The organism is Francisella sp. 19X1-34, from assembly GCF_041102755.1.
Lineage (GTDB): Bacteria > Pseudomonadota > Gammaproteobacteria > Francisellales > Francisellaceae > Francisella.
Window position 1 is genome coordinate 1 of the sequence record NZ_JBGCTX010000021.1, and the last position, 25,332, is coordinate 25,332.

Sequence of the window (25,332 nt, forward strand, 5' to 3'; positions counted from 1 at the left end):
ATAAAAAAATCATATATTACTTTTCAGTATATTTTAAACAATTTTAAAATTAATATCAGATTTCAACAGTCCCAAAATAGTCTTGTTACCAGCTTTATGCTTTATTTTCTCATTAGGTGGCGCAGTATTTGGTATGGGGGAAGAAACCATACCTTTTATAATGCTACTAGTACCTATCTTTGTGCTTATAGGTTTTGATGCTCTAACTTGTACAGTTGTAATATATTTAGCAACCCAGATAGGTTTTGCAACATCTTGGATGAATCCTTTTTCTGTAAGTATTGCTCAAGTTCCAATGCTATCAGGAAGTATATTTAGAATAATAATGTGGCTAATATTCACATCATCAATAACTATTTTTGCGGTAATACACGCCCTAAAAATACAGAAAAACCCTAAATCATCACTGATGTTTGAGCATGATAATTTATATAGAAACTCTGATGAGCACTCCTTAGAGCTAACACAAAAAATGTGCTTTTACTCATGGTTGATACTAGCAAGCTTGGTAGTAACTATAGTATGGCTAGTCTATGGGGTTGTTAAATTTGGTTATTACTTACCAGAAATTGCTACATTATTTACTATCTTAGGTCTTGTAACAGGCTTTTTTGCAATAGTTGGTAGAGTAAATGGTATGACCCTAAACACTACACTAGAAGCATTTAAGGATGGCGCAAAGGCTTTATTACCAGTTTGTTTAATTATTAGTTTTGCTTATGGTCTAATCTATCTAATGGGTGGTTCGAATCCAGAGCACTATACTATGCTAAACTCAATCCTTCACTATGCTTCAGAGAGTCTATCTGGAACTAACCACTATATTTCAGCACTAGGAATGTTTTACTTTCAGTCTATTTTTAACTTTTTTGTAACTTCTGGATCTGGACAAGCAGCTTTGACAATGCCAATTATGTCACCACTAGCAGATTTAACTGGTATAAGCAGACAAATAGCAGTCTTAGCATTCCAACTTGGAGATGGTTGGACACACTGCTTAATGCCAACATCTGCAACTCTAATGGCTGTATTAGGAGCTGCAAGAATACCTTATGGATTGTGGTTGAAATTTATCTTTAAATTCTACTTATACCTTATGATTCTAAGTTCAATCATGATAATCATCTCTGTCTATATTGGTTATAATTAATCTTTAATCTCAAAATATATTATCATTTTAATCCCCTACTACATCACTTAACACAACTTCGAATAATTATTTGTTTTATTTAAATTTTAAGTCAGAATAACAAACACTAACCCACAAATAAATACTAATATAAAACCATTTAATAAATAATTAAAATTAAATATTCATGATTACAAAATCTTCTGATAAAATGAATAAAAATTCAAAATAATAAAAAAGGTATCATATGTCTAAAAAGTATCAAAAAGTTGCAAGTCATGAAGCAAAGAAGGGAGATTTCAAGCGTTGCCTATTACTTTATTCTGGTGGCTTAGATACATCTGTTATGCTTAAATGGATCCAAGAAGAATATGATGTTGAGGTTGTTGCTTTAACTATAGATATTGGCCAAGTAGCTGATAACTTAGAACAAATAAAACAAAAAGCCATCAATCTAGGAGCTATAGATGCCGTAGTATATGATGCCAAAGCTCGTTTTGCAGATGAAGTTATAAGCAAAGCTATCAAAGCAAATGCTGACTACCAAGGCGGCTATGCTCTTTCTACTCCTTTAGGTAGAATTGTTATCTCAGAAATAGCTATTGAGGTAGCTAAAAAATATAACTGTCAAGTTGTTGCTCATGGCTGTACAGGTAAGGGTAATGATCAAGTTCGTTTTGAAAGCTATCTAACAACATTAGATGATAATATAAAAACAATAGCCCCTGTTAGAGAATGGGGAATGGGAAGAGAACAAGAGCTAGAATATGCTGAGAAACATGGCATCCCAGTTAAACAACAAAAAAGTAAACCCTACTCTTATGATGAAAATATGTGGGGCAATACTGCAGAAGGTGGTGAAATAGAACACTCTAACCTCATAGCTCCCAAAGAAGCTATCTTACAATGGTGCAAAACTCCAGAGAATGCTCTTGATAAACCACAAAACATTACCCTAGAGTTTGTCGAAGGCATACCTGTAAAACTAAATGACGAATCAATGTCTTTAGCCAAGCTAATAATGCAATGCAATAAAATAGGAAGTGAGCATGGTGTTGGCGTGTTTAACCTTATTGAAGATAGGTTGATTGGTCTAAAGGTTAGAGGTATTTATGAAAATCCAGGTGCTAGCATTATAATAGCGGCACACAAAAAACTAGAACAACTTGTTTCTACCCGTCAAGAAAATGAACTAAAAACATTTATGGATAATAAATGGGCTTACCTTGCTTATGCTGCTGAATGGTACAATCCCGTTATGAATAACATCCTTGCATTTATCGAAGAGCAGAATAAAAAAGTAACCGGTAAAGTGACTATATCACTATATAAAGGTAATATAGAGGTAGTAGCTGTAGAATCTCAGTTTTCAATGCTCAAACCAGAATTAGCAACTTTTGAAGCTGGCGGAGATTTATTTAACCATAATGCTTCAGCTGGATTTATAGAATTGCATAGTTTAGCTCAGCGTACAGCTTATTCAATAATGAAAAATAAGAAATAAAAATATATGAATAAAAAACTTTGGCAAACAGAAACTGATAAACTTCTACCTATAGTTGAAAAATACACTGTAGGTCAAGATTATATACTCGATCAAAAATTACTTAAATATGATATTCAAGCTAGCTTAGCTCATGCAAAAATGTTACTGAAGATGAATATCATTTCTAAAGATGAGCTTTTACTACTGACAAAAGGTTTAAGTGAGATAAAAGAGCTTGCTGCTAAAGGTCAGTTTGAAATAACTCAAGATCAAGAAGACGGGCATACTACAATTGAGCAATATCTGTGTAAAAAATATGGTGATGTTGGTAAGAAAATACATACGGGTAGAAGTAGAAATGATCAATCTCTAGTAATGTTACGTCTTTTTATGAAAGATAAGCTACAGCAACTAGAGAAAACTATACAAGAAAACATTCATACTTTACGAACTAAATCTAGTAAATATATAAACACTGCTATGCCTGGCTATACACATATGCAAAAAGCTATGCCTACTACAGTTGCTGTATGGTTAGGATCGTTTGCAGATGCTTTAGCTGATGCTCTACTTTTAATATCTACTACAAGCAAAATTATTAATCAAAATCCTCTAGGATCAGCATCTGGATTCGGTATTGATAATTTCAAACATGATAAAGATTACACAACAGAACTACTTAGCTTCAGTAGAACTCAAGAGAATCCTATATATTGTGCCTTTTCTAGAGGATATTTTGAAAAGCTAATTTTGCAAACTCTATCAAACCCTATGAGCATTTACTCAAGATTTGCTAATGACATGATGCTTTTTACCATGTCAGAGTTTAATTATTTTAGTTTAGATAATTCATATACTACTGGCTCATCTATTATGCCACAAAAGCGTAATTATGACTTATTTGAGATTATGAGAGGTAATGCTAAACTATATCAAGGTTATCTTCAACAGATCACTTCTATAATTGATGGTGTACCTAGTGGTTATAATCGCGATTATCAGCTAACAAAAGCGCCTTTCTGTCAAGCTATAGAGTTAATAGAAGATACCATTTTATTATTCGACTCAACTGTAAAGAATCTAAAGATCCATAGTACAGAGTTAAATCAAGCAATGACTTCTGATCTTTATGCTACTGAAGAAGTTTATAAACTTGTTCAGCAAGGACTATCTTTCCGTGATGCTTATATAATTATTAAAGAAAAACTTAATAAATAGTTCATGTTTTCATTAAATCTATAGGTATATCCTTTTGAAAAGTTTATAATACCTTTTGATTTTTTTAATAATTATTAGAATTTGATATTTTTTTAGTAAAACTATTTAGAAATAATGATAAGTATATATTAGATAGAAACTTTATCTATTTAAGGAAAATATTATGAGCAAGTCAGATATTTATAACGATTTAAGACAACTTATTCTTAGCAAAGAATTTTCTTCACAGAATGAAATATGTGACACTTTAGAACACTTAGGTTATAGTGCTAGCCAATCTAAAGTTAACAGAATGCTAAAGAAATTAGGTGCTATTAAAATCAAAAATGAGAAAAACACTCTAGTTTATAAAATACCTAACGAGCCAGCTCCGCCAATAATGACTGATAATATTTCATCTTTAGTTATTAATGTTAGTGCCAATGAAGCTGTAGTTGTTATAGATACAGCGCCAGGAGCGGCCCAACTAGTTGCAAGAACATTAGATTATAATAAAAATAGCTTTGGAATAATTGGCATAGTTGCTGGAGATGATACAGTTTTTGTTGCTCCTCTATCAATACAAAATATCGGTAAATTAAAAATGAATATACAAAAGTTTTTATTCCCTCAGTCTTAAATATTTTATTATCTGTAGCACTTCTAAAATAGTTTCTTTACTTATAGTTAATGGTGGTAGAAGTCAAATAGTATTATTTCTAGTTTTCACAGACAAACACCTAAATTTAAAAGCTAATGATAAAAGCTCTTTTGTATATGTTATCAGGAAATCCTATGACAGAATAAAATATCTAAATTAAAAATCAATTTCTCGCGTCAGGTAAAAAGCAATATCTTTTTCATAATATGCCGACTCATTCACAAAAATAGGATACCATTCTCCTAACTCATTCAACAATTGAACACTGCCATCCATCAATTCAAAAGCTGGATCTTGCTCATTAATTAGCTTAAAATCATTACCATTAATATTATCATGAATTACTGCGTTAATATTACCATCACTATCTCTAGGAAAAGCAATAGCTTTAACAGGCTCATAAGCTTTACAATTTTTGATTTCTGGTAGATCATCACAATTTGCCATCTCAACAAACTTAATAATTTCGTTTAATATTTCGGTGGTTATTTCAATAGCTTTTGTATCATAAACACTCGTATGCACAGCTCCAATTTCAATAGTTAGTGACATTGGTGCAATATTATTAATTGCCACATCTGTGATACTTTGATGTTTGATAACTCTAAGACCATCAATTCGTTCAACCAAATATCTACATAATTTATTAACTAATGGACTTCTATCATCAGTAATTATTGTTTTACCAAGATTTGTAGTTGTTGTATGAAAATCAACTAGAAAATCAACGGGAGAATCTGATTTAAATCCATAAGTTTGATTAATTTCTCGAGCTCTTTGATCTTCATAAGTATTCAGTGAAGGATTATTTAAATCCTCAGTTGAAAAAGATCGATTTAAATCCTGATCCTTATATCTTTTACTTAATTTAAAAGCCTCTGGATTTGATAATAAAGGTATAATTTCAAATGTTCTTGCTTTTAATGGATATTTTTTCAACCGATTAATTATATAGATACCGGTATATTCATTCCCATGGACACCGCCACTAACTAATAGCTTATTTATTTTCATGAAAAATACTCATAAATTTGAATACGTAGATACTGATAAGTTTACATTATAATTTAATAAAATTCTGCCATTCTATAACTCGATAGGACAATTCATTTATTAATGTTTAAAGAGAAATTTAAAAAGAAAAAAATATTTAGAGAAAAAACTATCTGATATATTTATTTACAAGCTTAACAAAAGACATAGGGTCCTCTATCTTAGCGCCTTCAACAAACATTGCTTGCATAAGAAGTAGCTCAGAAATATCACCGAACACTTCAGTATCTGCTTCATCTTTTAGTTTTTGTACTAAATGATGCTCAGCATTAAGCTCTAAGATAGGCTTCATACCCATACCAGGCATAAATGATTGTCCAGCCTCTTCCATCATCTTCTGCATGTGTAAGCTCATACCATAATCATTTACAACCACACAGCTTGGAGAATCAGTTAGACGCTTAGATAAACGTACATCCTCAACTTTATCTTTTAGAGATTCTTTTACTTCTTCTAAGATTTTTTTGAAATCTTTAGATTCTTTTTCAAATTTCTCTTTGTTTTCTTCTGACTCAAACTTATCAAGATCTATATCACCCTTGATAATAGACTTCATATGCTTACCATCAAACTCAGTCAAAGTAGACATCATCCACTCATCGATACGATCTGACATAAGAACCACTTCGATACCTTTTTTCTTGAACGCTTCAAGTTGTGGGTTATTCGCAGCAGCCTTATGGCTATCAGATGTAATATAGTAGATAGTATCTTGACCTTCTTTCATACGCGAAATATAGTCAGCTAAAGAAACTGTTTGTTTAGAATCACCACTTTCAGTAGTCGCAAATCTTAATAGACCAGCGATTTTTTCTTTATTTGAGTGATCATCAGATATACCTTCTTTAAGTACTTGACCAAAATTATCCCAGAATTTTTGATATTTTTCTGCATCTTTATTAGCAAGTTTCTTAAGTTCACCAAGAACCTTAGAAGTTGTAGCTTTTCTAATTTTATCAATAACTTTGTTATGCTGTAATATCTCACGTGATACGTTTAGTGGTAAGTCAGCAGAGTCAATTACACCTTTAACAAATCTTAAATATGGAGGTAATAACTCCTTATTCTCCATAATAAATACTCTACGCACATATAAAGATAAACCATAATCTTTATCCCTATTCCAAAAGTCAAAAGGCTTATTCTCTGGGATATATAGTAAGCTGTTATACTCAAGGTTACCTTCAACTTTATTATGTATCCACATTGAAGCATCTGCAAAATCATGAGATATATACTTATAAAACTCTTGATATTCTTCATCAGTTACTTCGTCTTTCGATCTTAACCAAATAGCTTTAGTATTGTTTACAGTTTCATACTCATCTTTGATTGTTTGCTCACCCTTATCATCAGTTTCAACTTTTCTCATTTGAATAGGAGTATTGATACAATCAGAATATTTATGAACTAAACCTTTTAATAAATTATGCTCTAGTAGATCCAACTGATCTTCTTTTATATGAAGAGTTATCTCTGTACCACGCTTTTCTTTAGTTATAGTTTCTACTGTAAAGCCATTTTTCGCATCAGAAACCCACTTAGTTGCCTGAGCTTTGTCTTGACCTGCTTTTCTAGTTCTAACCGTAACTTTATCAGCAACGATAAATGATGAATAAAAACCAACTCCAAATTGACCGATAAGTTCATTATCTTTACTCTTATCACCTGTCAAATTCTCTAAGAATTTCTTAGTGCCAGACTTTGCAATAGTTCCAAGATTCTCAATAACCTCTTCCTCTGTCATACCAATACCATTATCACTAACTGTAATAGTCTTAGCATCTTTATCAAAGTCTACTTTTATTGCATAATCTGCATCACCTTCGCTTAACTCAGCATTTGAGATACTTTCATACCTTAGCTTCTCAATTGCATCAGAACTGTTAGATACAAGTTCTCTTAGGAAAATTTCACGATTTGAATATAGCGAATGAATTACAAGGTGAAGTAATTTATCTACCTCAGTTTCAAAAGTATATTTTTTTTCTGACATTTTATATAACCCTCTTTTGTTATATTCATTTAAATAAAATATATGACAGTGTATATATGAGAGTTATTATTATTTTTTCAAGAAATTTTTATACTAATTACACTTTTAAAGGCTAATCTGTCGAAGAATTCTTATCATTTTTAGCAGCTTGTTCTCGTTCTTGTCGCATTTCTTCAATAAAAGCACCTCCTATTAAACCACTAGGGATGGCAAAAACTCCTATACCAAGCATAGAAAGAACAGCTGCTATTAGCCTACCAGCCAAAGTTACTGGATACATATCACCATATCCTACAGTTGTTAGAGTTGTCACACCCCACCATAATGTCTTTGATATAGTTGAAAATACTTGTGGTTGTGTGTCATGCTCCGCGTAAAACATCATTACACATGATATTATTAATATTACAAAGATTAAGCAATACGATACTAAAAGCTCACGATAAATTTTCTTAAATACATTAATCAACCTATTCATAATTGTTGAGTTTTGAAATATTTTGAATATACGTAACAATCTAAGCACAATTAACTCATGAGAATTTACACCAAAAAGAGCAAGTATCAATGGCACAAAAATAGCTATAAAATCGATAACGTTATAAAACTTAAAAACAAACACTATTTTTCTAGAAGATATAATAAATCGAACAATATACTCAATAGAAAAGATCGCTGAAAAAATAATATTAATATAGTTAAGATAGTCTATATTTCCATAATCAACTTGTGCTATTAAGGTTATAGAGTTGATAATAACCAATATAATAATTACACACTGATAAAGTTTCTGATCCATATAAATAAATTAAATAATAAAAAAACTTATAAAGTAATTTTATCAAATGTTCTTTAATTTATACGAATAAAAACTTAGATATTTTTTTGGATAAGAATTTTTAAGATAAAAAGAGAAATTATTCTTCGTCAGCAGCTTCGTCTACTTCAGGTCTGTCTACTAACTCGATGAAAGCCATAGGAGCTTTATCACCAAATCTGTAACCACACTTAAGGATTCTAGTGTAACCACCAGCTCTTTCTGCATAACGCGCACCAAACTCTTCAAAAAGCTTAGTTACAGCTGCTTTGTTTCTTAAGAAATCAAAAGCTTGTCTTCTTAAAGCAACTGATTGTGCTTTGAACTCATTAGAATTAACATCTAACTCGTTTCTTAATTTAAATTCTCTTTTAGCTAAAGTAACTAAAGGCTCAACGATAGTTCTTAACTCTTTAGCTTTTGGTAAAGTAGTTTTGATAAGCTCGTGATTGATCAAAGAAGCTGACATGTTTTTAAACATAGCTTTTCTATGACTACTAGTTCTACCAAATTTTCTACCTTGCTTATGATGTCTCATAGTAATTACTCCTTTATAGTTAATATTATATGATTACTATATTATTAATTTATTTTCCTTCAACTAACTCTCTAAAGTTATCAATCTGAACACCTAGAGATAAGTTGTTGTCTATCAATATTTGCTTAATCTCATTTAGAGATTTTTTACCTAAATTAGGTATCTTCATAAGTTTAGATTCACTATATTGAACAAGATCACCAAGATACTTGACATTCTCAGCTCTTAAACAGTTAGATGATCTTACAGTCAGCTCTAAGTCATCAATTGGTTTAAGAAGTATAGGATCAATATTAGAATCTAATAAAGCATCTCCAGTTTTACCATTACTAGGTACTTTAAGAGATACAAAAACTGACATTTGCTCACAAAAATATTCTAAAGCTTTTGTAACAGCTGCTAGTGGTTCTACAGTACCATTTGTTTTCAAAAATACTTCTAAAACATCACTATCACCATTATTAATTACTTCAAATGCAACTCTTTTGATTGGATTATAGTCTGCATCAACAGCTATATCACCAACTCTATCTAGTTCAATTGGTACAGCTGAAAGTATTCCAACATTTCTGCCATAATCAACTGTTGCAACTAGACTAAACTCTCTTTGATTTGTCAAAGTAGCTATAGGTTGATCTTTATTTATAATCTCTACACCTTGAGTTGTCTTAAAGTCACCAGCTGTAACAACACCTGTTTTATTAACAGATAACTCTAATTCGACATTTTCAATGCCACTGTCAAGTTTGATTGCTACTTTCTTTAAGTTAGAAACGATTTCGACAACATCTTCTTTGACATCTTCTAAAGCAGAATACTCATGCAATACATCTTTAATATTTACTTTAATAATAGATGCACCAGGAAGAGAAGATAATAAAACCCTTCTAATAGAGTTGCCAAGGATATGAGCCATACCTTTTTCTACAGGAGAAAGCTGTACTTTATATCCTAAAGCACCTAAATCATCTTTAAGCTGTATATTAGGTAAAAATTCTTGGTTTGAATTATTATTACTCACTAAAAAATCTCCTTGAAATAAAGGCCATAAAGAGCCACTAAAGATAATAAAATATTATTTATTACTTAGAGTAAAGCTCGATGATTAATTGTTCATTTATGTCTGATGATAACTCAGATCTGTCTGGAGAAGCCTTCATAGTACCTTCTAATGAATCAGTGTTTACATCGATCCAAGAAAGTTCTTTTCTACTTTTAGCAAGCTCAACAGCATTTTGAATTCTTAATTGTTTTTTAGCTTTCTCTCTTACTGCAACTATATCACCAGCTTTAACTTGAGCAGATGGTACGTTACAAGTATGTCCATTAAGAACTATACCTTTATGAACAACAAGTTGTCTAGCTTCTGCACGAGTAGCAGCAAAGCCCATTCTATAAACAACATTGTCTAATCTTGATTCTAATATTTCTAATAAAGTAGCACCTGTGTTACCTTTTCTTCTATTAGCTTCAAGATAGTATTTTTTGAACTGACCTTCCAAAACACCGTACATACGACGAACTTTTTGCTTTTCTCTTAACTGTAAACCATAGTCAGAAAGACGCGCTCTTCTTACTCCATGTTGACCTGGTGCAGTATTCATTTTACATTTTTCGTCGTTAGCTTTTACGCCACTTTTCAAAAATAAGTCAGTACCTTCTCTTCTAGAAAGTTTACACTTTGGTCCTAGATATCTAGCCATTATTTATTTCCCTTTAAAATATTAAACACGACGTTTCTTAGGAGGACGACAACCATTATGAGGTAATGGAGTCACATCTGTTATACTTGATACTTTTAGGTTCTTAGCATTTAAAGCTCTAACAGCTGAATCTCTACCTGAACCTGGTCCTTTTACTAAAACATCTACATTTTTAACACCATATTCTAGAGCCATATCAGCTGCTCTTTCTGCTGCAACCTGAGCAGCGAAAGGTGTACTTTTTCTTGAACCTCTAAAGCCACTACCACCAGAAGTAGCCCAAGATAAAGCATTACCTTGTCTATCTGTGATAGTTACTATAGTGTTATTAAAAGATGAGTAAATATGAGCAACTGCATCAGTAACTACTCTTTTTACTTTTTTCTTTGATGATCTAACAGACTTAGCCATATAATCTACCCTTTAATCTTTATAGTTATAATTGTATTACGCCTTGATTGGCTTTCTTGGACCCTTACGAGTACGAGCATTAGTCTTCGTTCTTTGCCCTCTTACAGGAAGGCTACGACGATGTCTTCTACCTCTGAAGCAACCTAAGTCCATAAGTCTTTTTATGTCCATAGAAACTTCACGACGCAGGTCACCTTCTACAGTATATTTAGCAACCTCTGTTCTTAAGGCTTCAACTTGCTCATCTGTTAATTCTTTGATTTTAACAGTTGGATCTAGTTTGCAAGATTCACATATTTGTTGTGCTCTTGTCTTACCTATTCCATAAATTGAAGTTAATCCTATTACTGCATGTTTATGAACAGGAATATTAACACCAGCTATACGAGCCATCTAATTCACTCCTAAATAATTATTCTTAATTTATTTGCTATCAAAGCAATTAGTAACTTGCTAGGATAACTTTTTAAAAACAAATAATCAAGCTTTATTTAATTTGCTTGACTGATTAACCTTGTCTTTGCTTATGTCTAGGGTCTGTACATATCACACGAACAACTCTGTTACGCTTGATAACTTTACAGTTTCTACACATTTTTTTAACTGAAGCTCTAACTTTCATTATATTTCTCCAAAAAATATTTCTCTATTTTCTCTTACCGCTAAGATTTGCTTTTTTCAGTAAAGAATCATATTGTGTTGACATCATATGTGATCTAACTTGAGCCATAAAGTCCATCATCACAACTACAACAATTAGTAAAGATGTTCCACCGAATGTAAATGATAAACCTTGTGCAAAGAATTTCACTACAAATATCGGTAACAAACATATAGCTGTAATATATAATGAACCAACTAAAGTCAATCTTGTCATAACTGCATCTATATACTTAGCTGTTTGCTCACCAGGTCTTACACCCGAAATATAAGCGCCAGATTTCTTTAAGTTATCTGCCGTTTCTTTTGGATTAAATACTAATGAAGTATAAAAGAAACAGAAAAATATAATAGTCGCAGCAAATACTACTGTATAAACTATACTACCTGGTTGTAGCATCTCAGCAACATCAGCTAACCAGCCTAGTGAATTATAGTTAGATAACCAACCAATTAAAACACCTGGAACCATAAGTATAGATGAAGCAAAAATCGCTGGGATTACACCAGCCATATTTAGCTTCAATGGCAAATGACTTGTCTGAGCAGCAAACATTTTTCTGCCCTGCTGTCTTTTTGCATAATTCACAGTAATTTTTCTCTGAGCACTTTCCATAAATACTACAAATGCTATTACTAACAAAAGAAGTATTAAAAGAACCCAGACAGATAAATATGATATTACATGTTGATTTGCCTGAGATAGAGTATTTGAAATTTCAAATGGAAGATTTGCAATAATACCCGAAAAAATTAGTAGTGAAATACCATTTCCCACACCTCTTTCCGTGATCTGCTCACCTAACCACATCAAAAACATACTACCAGTAGTAACTGAAACAATAGTTGTTAAATAAAATAACGGCATATTATTTGTTGTTACCAAACCATCTTGATGCAGAACAAATGCAACAATACCAAATGATTGCACTACAGCTAAAGCAAGAGTAAAATATCTTGTATACTGAGTGATTTTCTTCTGACCAGATTCGCCTTCTTTTTTCAGCTCTATAAATTTAGGATATACAGCTGATAACATTTGAAAAACAATCGATGCAGAAATATAAGGCATTACACCCAAAGCAAAGATACTCATTTGAGTAAGAGCGCCACCAGAGAACATATTAAACATGCTCATCAAACCACTTGTTGATGAGTGTTGATTTGAAATAATTTGAACCAATTTTGTAGGATCAATATTAGGTATAGGAATATATACACCTAATCTGAATACTAATATAGCAATAACTACAAAAATTAGTCTTGATTTTAATTCGCCTGTTGTACCAGAAGCACTATTAAACTTTGACATATCTTTAATCTTACTCTACTTTACCACCAGCTTTTTCGATAGCTTCTTTAGCACCTTTAGTGCAAGCTATACCTTTAAGGTTAACAGCTTTTTGGATTTCTCCAGAAGCTATTACTTTTGCTGTTTTAATATCTTTTCTAATAAGACCAAGATCTTTTAAAGTATCTAAAGTTACTTCATCAGCAGCTACATGATTTAACTCATGAAGTCTGATCTCAGCAACAAATCTTTTAGGCGCAGAAGTGAAACCAAATTTTGGTAGTCTTCTTTGTAAAGGCATTTGACCACCTTCAAAACCTACCTTATGGTAACCACCTGAACGTGCTTTTTGACCTTTGTGACCCTTACCAGAAGTTTTACCTAAACCACTTCCTATACCACGACCAAGCCTTTTTGGAGCGCTTTTTGAGCCAGCAGCAGGAGCAATTGTATTTAATTTCATTTGATACTACCCCTCTATCTTAACCATATAATATATTTTATTAGCCATGCCACGATTCTCTGGAGTATCTAATACTTCAACTGTGTGGTTGATCTTTCTTAAGCCTAGACCTCTAGCTGACGCTATATGATTTTGCTTACGACCAATTAGGCTTTTTACTAAAGTAACTTTAAATGTTTTAGCTTCGCTCATTTTGATTACCCCTGAATCTCTTCAACAGATAGACCTCTTTTATCAGCGATCTGTTCTGGTGATTTAATTTTCGCCAAACCTGATATTGTTGCTCTAACAACGTTTACAGGATTTGTTGAACCATATGTTTTTGCTAAAACGTTATGAACACCAACAGCTTCAAACACAGAACGCATAGCACCACCAGCAATAATACCAGTACCAGCAGATGCAGGCTGCATATACACTTTTGAAGCACCATGGTTAGCCATAGTAGCATACCATAACGTATCGTTATTTAGATTCACTGATACCATGTTTTTCTTAGCGTTTTCCATAGCTTTTTGGATAGCAACAGGCACTTCTCTTGATTTACCTCTACCTACACCAATTTTACCTTTACCGTCACCTACAACAGTTAGTGCGGCAAAGCTCATGATTCTACCACCTTTAACTGTCTTAGAGTGTCTTTTAACACTAACTAACTTTTCAATCAGCTCTTCGTTCTTTTTTACTTCATTAGACATAATGAATAATCATCCATATTTTATTTATTAAAACTGTAGACCATGCTCTCTAGCAGCTTCTGCTAAAGCTTTAACACGTCCATGATACTTATATCCAGATCTATCAAAAGCAACTTGCTCGATACCTTTGTCTTTACATCTATTAGCAATAACTTCGCCAACGATTGCAGCAGACTCAACATTACCAGTATATTTACATTTTGCTTTAACATCTTTCTCTACAGTAGACGCAGAAGCTAATACAGTAGAACCATCACCAGAAATTACTTGAGCATATACATGCTTAGGTGTTCTATAAACACAAAGTCTAGTATGCCCTAGTTCTCTTAGTTTAATTCTAGTACGCTTACTACGATTTAAACGAGCAGTTTTTTTATCCATAATAATACTATCCTTTACTACCTACTTCTTCTTAGCTTCTTTCTTAGCTACATATTCGTTTTCATAACGAACACCTTTACCTTTATAAGGCTCAGGCTTTCTATAGTCTCTAATTTCAGCTGCTACTTTACCTAAAAGCTCTTTATCAGCACTTTTAAGAACGATTTCTGTAGGAGCTGGAGTTTCTGCAGTTACACCTTGTGGTAAAGCATAAACAACTGGGTGAGAAAAACCTAATGTAAGATTTAATTCACTACCTTGAGCTTTAGCACGGTAACCTACACCTATAATTTTTAGCTTTCTTTCAAAACCTTTGCTTACACCTTCAACCATGTTGTTTAGGATAGCTCTTGCAGTACCAGATTGAGCAACTGCATTTTTACTATTATTGTTAGGTGTAACTGTTGCTTCATTATCTGCAACATTAAAAGTCACATCAGTAGAAAAAGTTTTGTTTAAAGTAGCTTTAGCTCCTTTAACTTCTACCTGATTGCCAGCAGCAACGTTGATTGTAACACCACTTGGGATAGCAACAGGTTTTTTACCTATTCTTGACATATCAAATCTCCTTGCTAACTTAAGCTACGTAGCCAATTACTTCGCCACCAACACCAAGAGCTCTTGCTTTTCTATCACTTACTAAACCTTTAGAAGTAGAAATAATAGCAACACCAAAACCACCATATACTTTAGGTAGCTCTTCGTGAGACTTATATATTCTCAAACTTGGTCTAGAAACTCTTTTGATCATTTCGATCACAGGAGTACCAGCATGATACTTAAGCTCAATTTCTATAGAAGGATGACCAGCAGCAGTTGTACCTTTAGTACAGCTTTTAACATAGCCTTCTTTAACTAAGAAGTTTGCGATTTCCATCTTCATCTTTGAAAATGGTACAGAAACAGCTTCTTTTTCAGAAGAAAGACCATTTCTGATTCTTGTAAACATATCCGCGATAGGATCTTGCATACTCATAACTTAAAATTCCTTATTACCAACTAGCTTTCTTCAAACCAGGAACATCTCCTGCCATTGCATACTCTCTAAGCTTATTACGACATAAGCCAAATTTTCTGTATACAGCATGTGGTCTACCTGTTACTTTACATCTTCTTTGTACTCTAGAAGCTGAAGAGTTTACTGGTAGTTTTTGCAGTTTAATTTGAGCTTCCCATACTTGTTCTTCAGTAGAATTTACATCAAGAATAATAGCTTTAAGCTCAGCTCTTTTTTGAGCATATTTAGCTACTAATTTTTCTCTCTTTAATTCTCTCTGAATCATTGCTTTTTTCGCCATTTAAAACCCCAATTTAGATTAAGACTTAAAAGGAAAACCGAATGCTTTAAGTAAAGCTTTTCCTTGGTCATCATTTTTAGCTGTAGTAGTTATCGAAATATCTAAGCCTCTGATTGAGTCAACTTTATCATAATCAATCTCAGGGAAAGAAATTTGCTCTCTCATACCTAAGCTATAGTTTCCTCTACCATCAAAAGACTTAGCACTTAAACCCCTAAAATCTCTAATTCTAGGAATAGCAATTGTTATAAGTCTATCTAAAAATTCGTACATACGCTCACCACGTAAAGTAACTTTACAACCGATTGGCCATCCATCACGGATTTTAAAACCAGCAATTGATTTTTTAGACTTAGTAACAACAGGCTTTTGACCAGCAATAGCTGTCAAATCATTTAATGCAAAAGTCATGATTTTTTTGTCTTTTGCAGCATCACCAACACCCATATTAAGAGTAATTTTCTCAATAGAAGGTACTTCCATTATATTATCTACATTAAGCTCATCTCTTAACTTAGCAACAAGCTCTTTTTGATAATGATCCTTTAATCTTGCCATAAAACTTAGTCCTATAAGTCTACAAGCTCGCCATTTGATTTAAAGTAGCGAACCTTTTTCTCATCAACAAACTTATAACCCACTCTATCAGCTTTTTCAGTAGCTGGGTTAAAGATAGCAACGTTAGAAGCATCTACTGGAAGTTCTTTTTCAACAACTCCACCTTCAACACCTCTATTTGGGTTAGGCTTAACGTGTTTCTTAACAACATTAATACCTTCCACTAAAACCAAAGAACCACCTTTAGCGAATGACTTAACAACGCCTCTGCGACCTTTGTCTTTACCAGCGATAACGATTACATCATCACCTTTTTTTAATCTATTCATTACTTACACCTCAATAAATAACTATAATACTTCTGGTGCTAAAGATACGATCTTCATAAACTTCTCAGTACGAAGTTCCCTAGTTACAGGGCCAAAGATACGAGTTCCCATTGGTTGCCCGTTAGCATTTAGTAGCACGGCAGCATTGCCGTCAAAACGAACTTTAGAACCATCTTTTCTGCGCACACCTTTAGCTGTTCTCACAACTACAGCATTATATACAGATCCTTTTTTAGCTTTACCTCTTGGAGCAGCTTCTTTCACAGTTACTTTAATCACATCACCAATAGATGCATATCTGCGATGAGAGCCACCCAAAACTTTTATACACTCAACTCTCTTAGCGCCACTGTTATCAGCAACTTGGAGTTCTGTTTGCATTTGAATCATACAAATAACCCTTATTTATTATTAGATAAGACTGCTTGTGCATTTTTGCAGTCCGATAAATATACCAATAAACAAAAATAAAATCAAATTTATTATTTTTCTCTATGGATAATATCTACTAAACACCACTTCTTAGTTTTTGAATATGGCTTAGTTTCTTTGAACTTGATAACATCGCCCTGCTTACATTCATTCTTTTCATCATGAACATAATACTTAGTAGTTTTCTTAACGAACTTACCATATAAAGGGTGCTTAACGTATCTTTCAGCTCTTACTACTACAGTTTTATCCATAGCAACGCTAGAAACTTTACCTTCTAACAATCTAATTTTATCGCTCATCTTTAACGGCACCTATTTATTCTTTTCTGATATTATTGTATTTATACGAGCAATATCTCTTTTAGCACTTTTGAATAAGTGATTCTTTTTTAATTGCCCAGTACCCTTTTGCATACGAAGAGAAAATAATTGTTGCAATAACTCAATTTTCGCTTCTTGCAATTGGTCAATACTTTTACCTCTATAATCTTTTAAAGTATCATTTCTTTTCATTACATCACCTGCTTTTCAACAAAAGTTGTCTGCACTGGCATTTTAGCTGCTGCTCTTGCAAAAGCTTCACGCGCTAACTCTTCTTTAACACCAGTAATTTCATATAGTACACGTCCTGGTTGAATTTGAGCAACCCAATATTCAACTGAACCTTTACCTTTACCCATACGAACTTCAAGAGGCTTTTCTGTAATAGGTTTGTCTGGGAAGATTCTTATCCAAACTTTACCACCACGCTTGATGTGACGGTTGATAGCTCTTCTTCCTGCTTCTATTTGTCTAGCAGTGATTCTGCCTCTAGATGTTGCTTGAAGACCAAACTCACCAAAGCTTACTTTATTACCTCTGTGAGCTAAGCCTCTATTACGCATCTTCTGCTGTTTACGAAACTTTGTACGCTTAGGCTGTAGCATTATCTAGCTCCTTTTTTATTATTTTTCTGATTCGTTTGACCAGGAAGGATTTCACCTTTATAGATCCAAACTTTAACACCGATAATACCATAAGTAGTTAAAGCTTTTGCTGTAGAATAATCCACATCAGCTCTGAATGTTTGAAGAGGAACTCTACCATCTCTAGCCCACTCAGAACGTGCGATCTCAGCACCACCTAAACGACCACTTACCATGATCTTGATACCCTTAGCACCTGACTTCATAGCACCTTGCATAGCTTTTTTCATAGCTCTTCTGAACATTACTCTTTTTTCTAATTGTTGAGCAACGCTATCAGCTACTAGCTTAGCATCTATTTCAGGCTTACGAACTTCTTCAATGTTGATCTGAACAGGAATACCCATCAACTTATTAACTTCTGAACGAAGCTTTTCAACATCTTCACCTTTCTTACCAATTACAATACCAGGTCTTGCTGTATGAATTGTAATCTTAGCATTTTGAGCAGGTCTCTCAATCTGAATCTTACTAACTGCTGCTGAAGCAAGTTTTTTGTGCAAAAACTCTCTAACCTTAATATCTTCATTAAGCTTAGTAGCGTAGTCAGAAGAGTCAGCATACCAAGTTGAGTTATGCTCTTTTACTATGCCTAATCGAATTCCATTAGGATTTACTTTTTGACCCATTTTTACTACACCTCTTAATTTTTCTCAGCAACTTTCACAGTGATATGTGAAGTTCTTTTTAAAATACGATTACCACGACCTTTTGCTCTAGCTTCAAAACGCTTCATAGTAGGACCTTCATCAACGAATACTGTTGAAACAAATAAAGAATCAACATCCATACCGTCATTATGCTCAGCATTTGCAACAGCAGAGTTTAAAACATCTTTGATTAGAACTGCTGCTTTTTTGTTACTAAAAGTCAAAAGATTAATAGCTTTCTCTACAGGTAGTCCCCTGATTTGATCAGCAACTAATCTACATTTTTGCGCTGAGATTCTTGCAAATTTTAATTTAGCTTGTACTTCCATGTATATAACCCCAACTATTTCTTCTTAGCTTTTTTATCAGCTGCATGACCACGATAGTTACGAGTTACTGCAAACTCTCCTAACTTATGACCAACCATTTCTTCAGTCATAAGAACAGGCACGTGCTGCTGACCGTTATGTACAGCTATAGTTAAACCTATCATATCTGGCACAATCAATGATCTTCTTGACCATGTTTTGATTGGCTTTTTAGAATTACTTTCTTGCGCTTCAAAAACCTTCTTTAAAAGATGATGATCTACAAAAGGTCCTTTTTTTAATGAACGAGGCACAACCTTCTCCCTAATTACTTACGTTTTTGAACAATCAACTTATTAGAACGCTTATTTTTACGCGTCTTATAACCTTTAGTAGGCATACCCCAAGGAGACACAGGATGTCTACCACCTGAAGTTTTACCTTCACCACCACCATGTGGGTGATCTACTGGGTTCATTGCAACACCTCTAACTGTAGGTCTTACACCTCTCCAGCGCTTAGCACCAGCTTTACCTAAAGATTTTAAGTTATGCTCAGAATTAGATACCACACCTATAACCGCTCTACAATCTAAAAGCACTCTTCTCATCTCACCTGATCTTAGACGAATAATCGCATATGCATTATCCTTACCAACCAACTGAGCAAAAGTACCAGCACTTCTGATCATTTGCGCACCTTTTTTCGGCTTCATTTCGATATTGTGAATAACTGTACCTAGAGGAATATTTCTAAGTGGCATACAGTTACCAACAGCAATATCAACTCTTTCACCAGAAACTACAGACATATCTTTCTTTAGCCCTTTAGGAGCAATGATGTATCTTCTTTCACCATCAGCATATAAAACTAAAGCAATGTTTGCACTACGGTTAGGATCGTACTCGATTCTCTCAACCCTAGCAGTGATATCGTCTTTATTTCTTTTGAAATCAACTATACGATAGTGTTGCTTGTGTCCGCCACCGTGATGACGTACTGTAATTCTACCAGTATTATTTCTACCAGCTTTTTTACTTTTAGCTTCTACCAAACCTTTGAATGGCTTACCTGTATGTAATTCTGTATTCTTTACGCTCACTACGTGGCGACGGCCAGGTGAAGTAGGTTTAGCTTTTTTTATTTCAATCATGATTATAAACCTTCTTTATAATTACTCTGCACCAACAAAATTGATATCATGTCCTTCAGCAAGCTTCACATAAGCTTTTTTCCAAGCTTTTGTTTTACCTTCAACACGACCAAATCTACGCGCCTTACCCTTAACATTAAGGATATTCACAGACTCAACTTTAACTTCAAAAAGCTGTTCAACAGCATTTTTTACATCTAGCTTGCTTGCAAATCTTGCAACTTGAAACACGATTGTTGAGTTTGCATCTGAAAGACCATAAGTTTTATCAGAAACATGAGGTCTTATTACAGTTTTTAATAATTTTTCTTGAGAACTCATACTAACTTCTCCTCTATTTCTTTTATAGCTTGCTTAGTGAAAACAATGTTCTCAAAGCATACCAAAGAAACTGGATTAATTTCCACAGAATCACACACTGCTACATTCTTAAGGTTTCTAGAAGATAAGTATACATTCTCACTAAATTCTTCTACACCAACAACAAAAAGCACATCATTAACTCCTAAAGAATCAACTACTGATTTAAACTCTTTTGTCTTTGGAGTTTCTAATTTCAATTCTTCAACTACAGTCATTCTACCTGATCTTACTAACTCAGATAGTATTGACTTGATAGCTCCTGAATACATTTTACGATTAACTTTTTGCTTATAACTTTTAGGCTTAGCAGCAAATGTTACGCCACCTTTTCTGAAGATAGGAGAACGGATAGTACCCGCTCTTGCTCTACCTGTACCTTTTTGTCTCCAAGGCTTAGCTCCACCACCAGATACTTCTGATCTAGTTTTTTGAGCTTTTGTACCTTGACGAGCACCTGCCATATAAGCAACAACAACCTGGTGGATCAGAGCTTCGTTATAGTCTGCTGCAAAAACACCTTCTGCAACATCTACTACACCAGCCTCTGCACCAGCTAAAGATTTCATATTTAAGTCCACAACAATCTCCGGTATTTAATATTTATCTACTAACTTTTAACAGCTGGAGTAACAACGATATTGCCACCAACTGAACCTGGAATACCACCTTTTAAAAGCAATAAACCATTTTCCGCGTCCACTCTCACAACCTCAAGAGACTGAATAGTAACATTCTCGCTACCCATATGACCAGCCATCTTCTTATTCTTGAACACTCTACCTGGAGTTTGGTTTTGACCAGTAGAACCGTGAGCTCTATGAGAAACTGAGTTACCGTGAGTTGCATCTTGCATAGCAAAGTTATGACGCTTAACGCCACCTTGGAAACCTTTACCTTTAGATACACCTCTTACATCCACTTTTTGACCAGCTTCGAATATAGTAGCTTCAACAGATGAACCAACTTCATATTCAGCAGCATTATCTATAGCGAATTCCCACAATCCTCTACCAGGCTCAACACCAGCTTTCGCATAGTGACCAGCTGCAGGTTTGTTTACATTAGAACGCTTCTTGAAACCAGTAGTTACTTGTATAGCATTATATCCATCTGTTTCAGTAGTTTTAACTTGAGTAACCTTGTTAGGCTCAACTTGAACTACAGTAACAGGAATAGAAACACCATCTTCAGTAAAAATACGAGTCATACCACATTTGCGACCAACTAATCCTAAAGACATTATTTAATCCTCTATTATTATTATATTAACCCTGTGATTACGATTGACCACAGAGACCTAATTTGATTACATTTTTTGAGTTTTTCAAAAAAGTAACGTATATATTAGCTTAAACTGATCTGAACATCAACACCTGATGCTAAATCTAGTTTCATTAAAGCATCTACAGTTTTATCTGTAGGCTCAACAATATCGATCAATCTCTTGTGAGTTCTGATCTCATATTGATCTCTTGCCTTTTTATTTACGTGCGGAGAAATAAGAATTGTGAACTTCTCTTTACGTACTGGTAAAGGAATAGGTCCTTTAACCTGAGCCCCTGTTTTCTTAGCAGTATCAACGATTTCTTGAGTTGAAACATCGATAAGCTTATGATCAAAGGCTTTTAATCTAATTCTAATACGTTGATTATTTATAGCCATTTTAATTATATCCTTTTATTATGAGTTACGTGATTTGATGATTTCATCAGCTATGTTACTTGGTACTTCAGAGTATTTTTTAAACTCCATAGAGAAAGACGCTCTACCTTGGCTCATAGAACGAACATTCGTAGCATAACCAAACATTTCTGAAAGAGGAACTAGAGCATTAATTACTCTACCACTTGGATTCTCATCCATACCTTCGATGATACCTCTTCTTCTGTTAAGGTCACCCATAACATCACCAAGATAATCTTCAGGAGTCACAACTTCAACTTTCATGATTGGCTCAAGTATACATGCATTTGCTTTTTTAGCACCTTCTTTAAGAGCCATAGAAGCAGCAATCTTGAACGCCATCTCAGATGAGTCAACATCATGGTAAGAGCCATCAAATAAAGTAGCTTTAACACCAATCATTGGATAACCAGCTAAAACACCGTTTTGCATTTGCTCTTCGATACCTTTAGCAACTGAACTGATGTATTCTTTTGGTACCACACCACCAACGATCTCATCAACGAACTCAAATGTTTTCTCTTCGCCTTCATCATTAGTTTCAACAGCTAACGGCTCAAACTTAACAACAACGTGACCATACTGACCACGGCCACCAGATTGACGCACAAATTTACTATCTTGATCTACAGTGCCACGAATAGTCTCTCTATAAGCAACTTGTGGATTACCAACATTAGCTTCAACTTTAAACTCACGCTTCATACGATCAACAATAATATCCAAGTGAAGCTCACCCATACCAGAAATAATTGTTTGACCTGATTCTTCATCAGTTTTAACTCTGAAAGATGGATCTTCAGCAGCTAGCTTACCTAAAGCTATAGACATTTTTTCTTGGTCTGCTTTAGTTTTTGGCTCAACAGCAACTGAAATTACTGGCTCAGGGAATTCCATTCTCTCTAAGATAACAACATCATCCTGATCACAAAGAGTATCACCAGTAGTAACATCTTTAAGACCAATACATGCAGCGATATCACCAGCACGCACTTCTTTGATCTCTTCACGCTTATTAGAGTGCATCTGTACGATACGACCTACTCGCTCTTTCTTACCTTTAACAGGATTATAAACAGCATCTCCAGACTTAAGTACACCTGAATAAACACGGATGAACGTTAAGTTACCAACAAACGGGTCAGTAGCTAACTTAAATGCAAGAGCTGCAAATGGCTCATCATCAGATGAAGGACGAGAAGCTGGCTCACCATCCTCTGTTTCACATTTAATAGCAGCAACTTGGTTTGGAGCCGGTAAGTAACGAATAACTCCATCAAGAACAGCCTGAACACCCTTGTTTTTAAATGCTGAACCACAAAATGCAAGTACGATTTCGTTATTAAGCACTCTAGCACGAAGACCTTCATGAATTTCTTCTTCCGAAAGCTCACCTTCTTCAAGATACTTCTCCATAAGCTCTTCTGAAGATTCAGCCGCAGCCTCAATCATCTCCATACGCAGCTCTTCAGCTCTATCTTGAAGCTCAGCTGGAATATCCACAAGATCATAAGTTAGACCCATGTCTTCTTCATTCCACATAATAGCTTTCATCTTAACAAGATCTACAACGCCTTTAAAATCTTCTTCTGCACCAATGTTTAATTGAACAGGAACAACATTTGCTTTCAATCTTGTTTTAATCTGACCACAAACTCTTTCAAAATCAGCACCAGATCTATCCATTTTATTTACAAATACGATTCTTGGAACACCATATTTGTTAGCTTGACGCCATACAGTCTCTGACTGAGGCTCAACACCTGATGAACCACAAAATACAACAACAGCACCATCTAGTACACGCAGAGAACGCTCAACCTCAATTGTAAAGTCAACATGACCTGGAGTATCAATAATGTTTACACGATGCTCAGGGAACTGCTGATCCATACCAGACCAGAAAGTAGTTGTCGCAGCAGAAGTAATTGTAATACCTCTTTCTTGCTCTTGCTCCATCCAATCCATAGTAGCAGCACCATCATGCACCTCACCGATCTTGTGAGAAAGACCAGTATAAAATAAGATACGCTCTGTAGTAGTTGTTTTACCTGCATCAACGTGAGCACAGATACCAATATTTCTATATTTTTCTAAAGCTGTTTTACGAGGCATTTTCTATTCTCCTATTACCATCTAAAGTGAGCAAATGCTTTGTTAGCTTCAGCCATCTTATGAGTATCTTCTCTTTTCTTGACAGCGGCACCTCTACCTTCTACAGCTTCTAGAATTTCCGCAGCAACTCTATCACCCATAGTATTTTCTTTTCTCTTACGTGCAGCATCGATTATCCATCTCATACCTAAAGTTTGACGACGCTCTGGCCTAACTTCTACAGGAACTTGATATGTAGCACCACCAACACGACGAGACTTAACCTCAACCATTGGGCTAACGCTTTCTAATGCGTTCTCAAAAACTTCAACTTCATTAGCTGAAGCATCTTTTGCTTTGATTCTATCAAATGCACCATATACAATTTTTTCTGCTACTGATTTTTTACCATCTAGCATGATATGGTTTACAAACTTAGCAACTACCTGACTCTTATACTTAGGATCAGGTAAAATATCTCTTTTAGGAGCTCTATTTCTTCTAGACATTATTACACCTTTTTCAAATGTTAAATTTTAAACACAAACTAAGACTTAGGACGCTTCGTACCATACTTAGAACGACCGTGCTTACGATTATTAACACCTGAAGTATCTAAAGCACCCCTAACGATGTGATAACGTACACCTGGTAAATCTTTAACCCTACCACCTCTGATAAGCACTACACTGTGCTCTTGTAGGTTATGGCCTTCACCACCAATGTAACTTGTTACCTCAAAACCGCTCGTTAATCTTACACGAGCTACTTTTCTAAGTGCTGAGTTAGGCTTCTTAGGAGTTGTAGTATAAACTCTTGTACAAACACCTCTTCTTTGAGGACAAGCCTTCAACGCAGGAACCTTAGACTTAACAACCGATCTCTTGCGAGGGTTGTTCACCAACTGATTTATAGTTGCCATTAGTTATTATTCTCCGTTTTTTTATCAGTTTTTGATTAAATAATTTCAAATGCTAGGCAAAGGCAGTGCCCATGCAAAAATAGCATTAGGC

At 34.2% G+C, this 25,332-nt stretch carries 38 protein-coding genes; 4 read left to right on the forward strand and 34 right to left on the reverse strand.

Features of this window, described 5'->3' with window-relative positions; translation table 11 throughout:
* The first annotated feature begins 52 nt into the window (after positions 1 to 52).
* The 4 genes from yfcC (at position 53) to AB8E56_RS04660 (ending at position 4,452) form a co-directional block, all read left to right on the forward strand.
* Positions 53 to 1,150: a putative basic amino acid antiporter YfcC gene (gene yfcC / locus AB8E56_RS04645; protein ID WP_329478599.1), complete on the forward strand. Its 1,098-nt coding sequence runs from the start codon at positions 53 to 55 to the stop codon at positions 1,148 to 1,150.
* A 226-nt stretch (positions 1,151 to 1,376) separates the two neighbouring features.
* Positions 1,377 to 2,633, forward strand: a complete 1,257-nt coding sequence (locus AB8E56_RS04650) for an argininosuccinate synthase (RefSeq protein WP_329478479.1) — start codon at positions 1,377 to 1,379, stop codon at positions 2,631 to 2,633.
* A 6-nt stretch (positions 2,634 to 2,639) separates the two neighbouring features.
* Positions 2,640 to 3,833: an argininosuccinate lyase gene (gene argH / locus AB8E56_RS04655; RefSeq protein ID WP_329478482.1), complete on the forward strand. Its 1,194-nt coding sequence runs from the start codon at positions 2,640 to 2,642 to the stop codon at positions 3,831 to 3,833.
* A gap of 163 nt (positions 3,834 to 3,996) precedes the next feature.
* A complete protein-coding gene (locus AB8E56_RS04660; protein ID WP_329478484.1) occupies positions 3,997 to 4,452 on the forward strand; it encodes an ArgR family transcriptional regulator in 456 nt (151 codons plus the stop codon).
* Positions 4,453 to 4,629: 177 nt separating this feature from the next.
* Here AB8E56_RS04660 and AB8E56_RS04665 read toward each other — a convergent pair whose 3' ends face one another.
* From AB8E56_RS04665 to rpsL, 34 genes are all read right to left on the reverse strand, one after another.
* Positions 4,630 to 5,487: an aspartoacylase gene (locus tag AB8E56_RS04665; RefSeq protein WP_329478486.1), complete on the reverse strand. Its 858-nt coding sequence runs from the start codon at positions 5,485 to 5,487 to the stop codon at positions 4,630 to 4,632.
* A 148-nt stretch (positions 5,488 to 5,635) separates the two neighbouring features.
* A complete protein-coding gene (gene htpG, locus AB8E56_RS04670) occupies positions 5,636 to 7,522 on the reverse strand; it encodes a molecular chaperone HtpG (protein WP_329478488.1) in 1,887 nt (628 codons plus the stop codon).
* A gap of 112 nt (positions 7,523 to 7,634) precedes the next feature.
* Positions 7,635 to 8,321, reverse strand: coding sequence for an ion transporter (locus AB8E56_RS04675; protein ID WP_329478490.1), 687 nt, complete (start codon positions 8,319 to 8,321; stop codon positions 7,635 to 7,637).
* A gap of 118 nt (positions 8,322 to 8,439) precedes the next feature.
* Positions 8,440 to 8,877, reverse strand: coding sequence for a 50S ribosomal protein L17 (gene rplQ / locus AB8E56_RS04680; RefSeq protein WP_329478492.1), 438 nt, complete (start codon positions 8,875 to 8,877; stop codon positions 8,440 to 8,442).
* 49 nt (positions 8,878 to 8,926) lie between these two features.
* Entirely contained in the window at positions 8,927 to 9,898 is a 972-nt protein-coding gene (locus AB8E56_RS04685) for a DNA-directed RNA polymerase subunit alpha (protein WP_329478494.1), read from the reverse strand.
* Positions 9,899 to 9,959: 61 nt separating this feature from the next.
* Entirely contained in the window at positions 9,960 to 10,580 is a 621-nt protein-coding gene (gene rpsD / locus AB8E56_RS04690) for a 30S ribosomal protein S4 (protein WP_329478496.1), read from the reverse strand.
* Positions 10,581 to 10,601: 21 nt separating this feature from the next.
* Positions 10,602 to 10,991, reverse strand: a complete 390-nt coding sequence (gene rpsK / locus AB8E56_RS04695; RefSeq protein WP_072711284.1) for a 30S ribosomal protein S11 — start codon at positions 10,989 to 10,991, stop codon at positions 10,602 to 10,604.
* Between the two features lie 36 nt (positions 10,992 to 11,027).
* Positions 11,028 to 11,384 (reverse strand): 30S ribosomal protein S13, encoded by a 357-nt coding sequence (gene rpsM, locus AB8E56_RS04700; RefSeq protein ID WP_150466854.1) that lies wholly within the window; start codon positions 11,382 to 11,384, stop codon positions 11,028 to 11,030.
* Positions 11,385 to 11,499: 115 nt separating this feature from the next.
* Positions 11,500 to 11,613, reverse strand: a complete 114-nt coding sequence (gene rpmJ / locus AB8E56_RS04705; RefSeq protein WP_003017816.1) for a 50S ribosomal protein L36 — start codon at positions 11,611 to 11,613, stop codon at positions 11,500 to 11,502.
* Positions 11,614 to 11,637: 24 nt separating this feature from the next.
* On the reverse strand, positions 11,638 to 12,963 hold the full coding sequence (gene secY, locus AB8E56_RS04710; RefSeq protein ID WP_192577189.1) for a preprotein translocase subunit SecY: 1,326 nt from the start codon (positions 12,961 to 12,963) through the stop codon (positions 11,638 to 11,640).
* A gap of 10 nt (positions 12,964 to 12,973) precedes the next feature.
* The gene (gene rplO / locus AB8E56_RS04715) at positions 12,974 to 13,405 is read right to left on the reverse strand and encodes a 50S ribosomal protein L15 (protein WP_329478506.1); all 432 of its coding nucleotides are present in this window, start codon (positions 13,403 to 13,405) and stop codon (positions 12,974 to 12,976) included.
* Between the two features lie 6 nt (positions 13,406 to 13,411).
* Complete coding sequence (gene rpmD / locus AB8E56_RS04720; RefSeq protein ID WP_329478508.1) at positions 13,412 to 13,597, reverse strand: 50S ribosomal protein L30; 186 nt, start codon at positions 13,595 to 13,597, stop codon at positions 13,412 to 13,414.
* 5 nt (positions 13,598 to 13,602) lie between these two features.
* Complete coding sequence (rpsE, locus tag AB8E56_RS04725; protein WP_329478510.1) at positions 13,603 to 14,103, reverse strand: 30S ribosomal protein S5; 501 nt, start codon at positions 14,101 to 14,103, stop codon at positions 13,603 to 13,605.
* Positions 14,104 to 14,130: 27 nt separating this feature from the next.
* On the reverse strand, positions 14,131 to 14,484 hold the full coding sequence (rplR, locus tag AB8E56_RS04730) for a 50S ribosomal protein L18 (protein WP_192577187.1): 354 nt from the start codon (positions 14,482 to 14,484) through the stop codon (positions 14,131 to 14,133).
* Between the two features lie 21 nt (positions 14,485 to 14,505).
* Entirely contained in the window at positions 14,506 to 15,042 is a 537-nt protein-coding gene (gene rplF, locus AB8E56_RS04735; protein WP_329478514.1) for a 50S ribosomal protein L6, read from the reverse strand.
* 19 nt (positions 15,043 to 15,061) lie between these two features.
* The gene (gene rpsH, locus AB8E56_RS04740) at positions 15,062 to 15,460 is read right to left on the reverse strand and encodes a 30S ribosomal protein S8 (RefSeq protein WP_072711276.1); all 399 of its coding nucleotides are present in this window, start codon (positions 15,458 to 15,460) and stop codon (positions 15,062 to 15,064) included.
* 16 nt (positions 15,461 to 15,476) lie between these two features.
* Entirely contained in the window at positions 15,477 to 15,782 is a 306-nt protein-coding gene (rpsN, locus tag AB8E56_RS04745; RefSeq protein WP_072711275.1) for a 30S ribosomal protein S14, read from the reverse strand.
* An 18-nt stretch (positions 15,783 to 15,800) separates the two neighbouring features.
* Complete coding sequence (gene rplE / locus AB8E56_RS04750) at positions 15,801 to 16,340, reverse strand: 50S ribosomal protein L5 (protein ID WP_329478517.1); 540 nt, start codon at positions 16,338 to 16,340, stop codon at positions 15,801 to 15,803.
* An 11-nt stretch (positions 16,341 to 16,351) separates the two neighbouring features.
* Positions 16,352 to 16,669 (reverse strand): 50S ribosomal protein L24, encoded by a 318-nt coding sequence (gene rplX, locus AB8E56_RS04755; protein WP_192577184.1) that lies wholly within the window; start codon positions 16,667 to 16,669, stop codon positions 16,352 to 16,354.
* A 21-nt stretch (positions 16,670 to 16,690) separates the two neighbouring features.
* Positions 16,691 to 17,059: a 50S ribosomal protein L14 gene (rplN, locus tag AB8E56_RS04760; RefSeq protein ID WP_150466862.1), complete on the reverse strand. Its 369-nt coding sequence runs from the start codon at positions 17,057 to 17,059 to the stop codon at positions 16,691 to 16,693.
* 92 nt (positions 17,060 to 17,151) lie between these two features.
* Positions 17,152 to 17,403: a 30S ribosomal protein S17 gene (rpsQ, locus tag AB8E56_RS04765; protein ID WP_150466863.1), complete on the reverse strand. Its 252-nt coding sequence runs from the start codon at positions 17,401 to 17,403 to the stop codon at positions 17,152 to 17,154.
* Positions 17,404 to 17,415: 12 nt separating this feature from the next.
* Positions 17,416 to 17,616, reverse strand: coding sequence for a 50S ribosomal protein L29 (gene rpmC, locus AB8E56_RS04770; protein WP_072711271.1), 201 nt, complete (start codon positions 17,614 to 17,616; stop codon positions 17,416 to 17,418).
* Complete coding sequence (gene rplP / locus AB8E56_RS04775; protein WP_072711270.1) at positions 17,616 to 18,029, reverse strand: 50S ribosomal protein L16; 414 nt, start codon at positions 18,027 to 18,029, stop codon at positions 17,616 to 17,618. The genes rpmC and rplP overlap by 1 nt, the downstream gene beginning before the upstream one ends.
* Positions 18,029 to 18,697 (reverse strand): 30S ribosomal protein S3, encoded by a 669-nt coding sequence (rpsC, locus tag AB8E56_RS04780; RefSeq protein ID WP_329478524.1) that lies wholly within the window; start codon positions 18,695 to 18,697, stop codon positions 18,029 to 18,031. The genes rplP and rpsC overlap by 1 nt, the downstream gene beginning before the upstream one ends.
* A gap of 14 nt (positions 18,698 to 18,711) precedes the next feature.
* The gene (gene rplV, locus AB8E56_RS04785; protein WP_072711268.1) at positions 18,712 to 19,047 is read right to left on the reverse strand and encodes a 50S ribosomal protein L22; all 336 of its coding nucleotides are present in this window, start codon (positions 19,045 to 19,047) and stop codon (positions 18,712 to 18,714) included.
* A 14-nt stretch (positions 19,048 to 19,061) separates the two neighbouring features.
* Positions 19,062 to 19,340, reverse strand: a complete 279-nt coding sequence (gene rpsS, locus AB8E56_RS04790; RefSeq protein ID WP_004286613.1) for a 30S ribosomal protein S19 — start codon at positions 19,338 to 19,340, stop codon at positions 19,062 to 19,064.
* Positions 19,341 to 19,354: 14 nt separating this feature from the next.
* Positions 19,355 to 20,179 (reverse strand): 50S ribosomal protein L2, encoded by an 825-nt coding sequence (gene rplB, locus AB8E56_RS04795; RefSeq protein WP_329478531.1) that lies wholly within the window; start codon positions 20,177 to 20,179, stop codon positions 19,355 to 19,357.
* 21 nt (positions 20,180 to 20,200) lie between these two features.
* Positions 20,201 to 20,500, reverse strand: coding sequence for a 50S ribosomal protein L23 (rplW, locus tag AB8E56_RS04800; protein WP_329478533.1), 300 nt, complete (start codon positions 20,498 to 20,500; stop codon positions 20,201 to 20,203).
* Positions 20,497 to 21,120 carry a 50S ribosomal protein L4 gene (rplD, locus tag AB8E56_RS04805; RefSeq protein ID WP_329478535.1) on the reverse strand — a complete coding sequence of 208 codons (624 nt, stop codon included), beginning with the start codon at positions 21,118 to 21,120 and terminating at the stop codon, positions 20,497 to 20,499. The genes rplW and rplD overlap by 4 nt, the downstream gene beginning before the upstream one ends.
* 29 nt (positions 21,121 to 21,149) lie before the next feature.
* Positions 21,150 to 21,782, reverse strand: coding sequence for a 50S ribosomal protein L3 (gene rplC / locus AB8E56_RS04810; protein WP_329478537.1), 633 nt, complete (start codon positions 21,780 to 21,782; stop codon positions 21,150 to 21,152).
* Positions 21,783 to 21,886: 104 nt separating this feature from the next.
* Positions 21,887 to 22,198 carry a 30S ribosomal protein S10 gene (gene rpsJ / locus AB8E56_RS04815; protein ID WP_040010754.1) on the reverse strand — a complete coding sequence of 104 codons (312 nt, stop codon included), beginning with the start codon at positions 22,196 to 22,198 and terminating at the stop codon, positions 21,887 to 21,889.
* 24 nt (positions 22,199 to 22,222) lie between these two features.
* Positions 22,223 to 24,340 carry an elongation factor G gene (gene fusA / locus AB8E56_RS04820; protein WP_329478539.1) on the reverse strand — a complete coding sequence of 706 codons (2,118 nt, stop codon included), beginning with the start codon at positions 24,338 to 24,340 and terminating at the stop codon, positions 22,223 to 22,225.
* Between the two features lie 14 nt (positions 24,341 to 24,354).
* On the reverse strand, positions 24,355 to 24,828 hold the full coding sequence (rpsG, locus tag AB8E56_RS04825; protein WP_072711262.1) for a 30S ribosomal protein S7: 474 nt from the start codon (positions 24,826 to 24,828) through the stop codon (positions 24,355 to 24,357).
* Positions 24,829 to 24,866: 38 nt separating this feature from the next.
* Positions 24,867 to 25,241 carry a 30S ribosomal protein S12 gene (gene rpsL / locus AB8E56_RS04830; protein WP_003035357.1) on the reverse strand — a complete coding sequence of 125 codons (375 nt, stop codon included), beginning with the start codon at positions 25,239 to 25,241 and terminating at the stop codon, positions 24,867 to 24,869.
* Positions 25,242 to 25,332: the final 91 nt, after the last annotated feature.

Coding starts and splice junctions, on each gene's coding strand:
- AB8E56_RS04650 (WP_329478479.1), top strand. CDS start 1,377: ATGTCTAAAAAGTATCAAAAAGTTGCAAGTCATGAAGCAAAGAAGGGA.
- argH (WP_329478482.1), top strand. CDS start 2,640: ATGAATAAAAAACTTTGGCAAACAGAAACTGATAAACTTCTACCTATA.
- AB8E56_RS04660 (WP_329478484.1), top strand. CDS start 3,997: ATGAGCAAGTCAGATATTTATAACGATTTAAGACAACTTATTCTTAGC.
- AB8E56_RS04665 (WP_329478486.1), bottom strand. CDS start 5,487: ATGAAAATAAATAAGCTATTAGTTAGTGGCGGTGTCCATGGGAATGAA.
- htpG (WP_329478488.1), bottom strand. CDS start 7,522: ATGTCAGAAAAAAAATATACTTTTGAAACTGAGGTAGATAAATTACTT.
- AB8E56_RS04675 (WP_329478490.1), bottom strand. CDS start 8,321: ATGGATCAGAAACTTTATCAGTGTGTAATTATTATATTGGTTATTATC.
- rplQ (WP_329478492.1), bottom strand. CDS start 8,877: ATGAGACATCATAAGCAAGGTAGAAAATTTGGTAGAACTAGTAGTCAT.
- rpsD (WP_329478496.1), bottom strand. CDS start 10,580: ATGGCTAGATATCTAGGACCAAAGTGTAAACTTTCTAGAAGAGAAGGT.
- rpsK (WP_072711284.1), bottom strand. CDS start 10,991: ATGGCTAAGTCTGTTAGATCATCAAAGAAAAAAGTAAAAAGAGTAGTT.
- rpsM (WP_150466854.1), bottom strand. CDS start 11,384: ATGGCTCGTATAGCTGGTGTTAATATTCCTGTTCATAAACATGCAGTA.
- rpmJ (WP_003017816.1), bottom strand. CDS start 11,613: ATGAAAGTTAGAGCTTCAGTTAAAAAAATGTGTAGAAACTGTAAAGTT.
- secY (WP_192577189.1), bottom strand. CDS start 12,963: ATGTCAAAGTTTAATAGTGCTTCTGGTACAACAGGCGAATTAAAATCA.
- rplO (WP_329478506.1), bottom strand. CDS start 13,405: ATGAAATTAAATACAATTGCTCCTGCTGCTGGCTCAAAAAGCGCTCCA.
- rpmD (WP_329478508.1), bottom strand. CDS start 13,597: ATGAGCGAAGCTAAAACATTTAAAGTTACTTTAGTAAAAAGCCTAATT.
- rpsE (WP_329478510.1), bottom strand. CDS start 14,103: ATGTCTAATGAAGTAAAAAAGAACGAAGAGCTGATTGAAAAGTTAGTT.
- rplR (WP_192577187.1), bottom strand. CDS start 14,484: ATGGATAAAAAAACTGCTCGTTTAAATCGTAGTAAGCGTACTAGAATT.
- rplF (WP_329478514.1), bottom strand. CDS start 15,042: ATGTCAAGAATAGGTAAAAAACCTGTTGCTATCCCAAGTGGTGTTACA.
- rpsH (WP_072711276.1), bottom strand. CDS start 15,460: ATGAGTATGCAAGATCCTATCGCGGATATGTTTACAAGAATCAGAAAT.
- rpsN (WP_072711275.1), bottom strand. CDS start 15,782: ATGGCGAAAAAAGCAATGATTCAGAGAGAATTAAAGAGAGAAAAATTA.
- rplE (WP_329478517.1), bottom strand. CDS start 16,340: ATGGCAAGATTAAAGGATCATTATCAAAAAGAGCTTGTTGCTAAGTTA.
- rplX (WP_192577184.1), bottom strand. CDS start 16,669: ATGAATAGATTAAAAAAAGGTGATGATGTAATCGTTATCGCTGGTAAA.
- rplN (WP_150466862.1), bottom strand. CDS start 17,059: ATGATTCAAATGCAAACAGAACTCCAAGTTGCTGATAACAGTGGCGCT.
- rpsQ (WP_150466863.1), bottom strand. CDS start 17,403: ATGAGCGATAAAATTAGATTGTTAGAAGGTAAAGTTTCTAGCGTTGCT.
- rpmC (WP_072711271.1), bottom strand. CDS start 17,616: ATGAAAAGAAATGATACTTTAAAAGATTATAGAGGTAAAAGTATTGAC.
- rplP (WP_072711270.1), bottom strand. CDS start 18,029: ATGCTACAGCCTAAGCGTACAAAGTTTCGTAAACAGCAGAAGATGCGT.
- rpsC (WP_329478524.1), bottom strand. CDS start 18,697: ATGGGTCAAAAAGTAAATCCTAATGGAATTCGATTAGGCATAGTAAAA.
- rplV (WP_072711268.1), bottom strand. CDS start 19,047: ATGGAAGTACAAGCTAAATTAAAATTTGCAAGAATCTCAGCGCAAAAA.
- rplB (WP_329478531.1), bottom strand. CDS start 20,179: ATGATTGAAATAAAAAAAGCTAAACCTACTTCACCTGGCCGTCGCCAC.
- rplW (WP_329478533.1), bottom strand. CDS start 20,500: ATGAGTTCTCAAGAAAAATTATTAAAAACTGTAATAAGACCTCATGTT.
- rplC (WP_329478537.1), bottom strand. CDS start 21,782: ATGTCTTTAGGATTAGTTGGTCGCAAATGTGGTATGACTCGTATTTTT.
- fusA (WP_329478539.1), bottom strand. CDS start 24,340: ATGCCTCGTAAAACAGCTTTAGAAAAATATAGAAATATTGGTATCTGT.
- rpsG (WP_072711262.1), bottom strand. CDS start 24,828: ATGTCTAGAAGAAATAGAGCTCCTAAAAGAGATATTTTACCTGATCCT.
- rpsL (WP_003035357.1), bottom strand. CDS start 25,241: ATGGCAACTATAAATCAGTTGGTGAACAACCCTCGCAAGAGATCGGTT.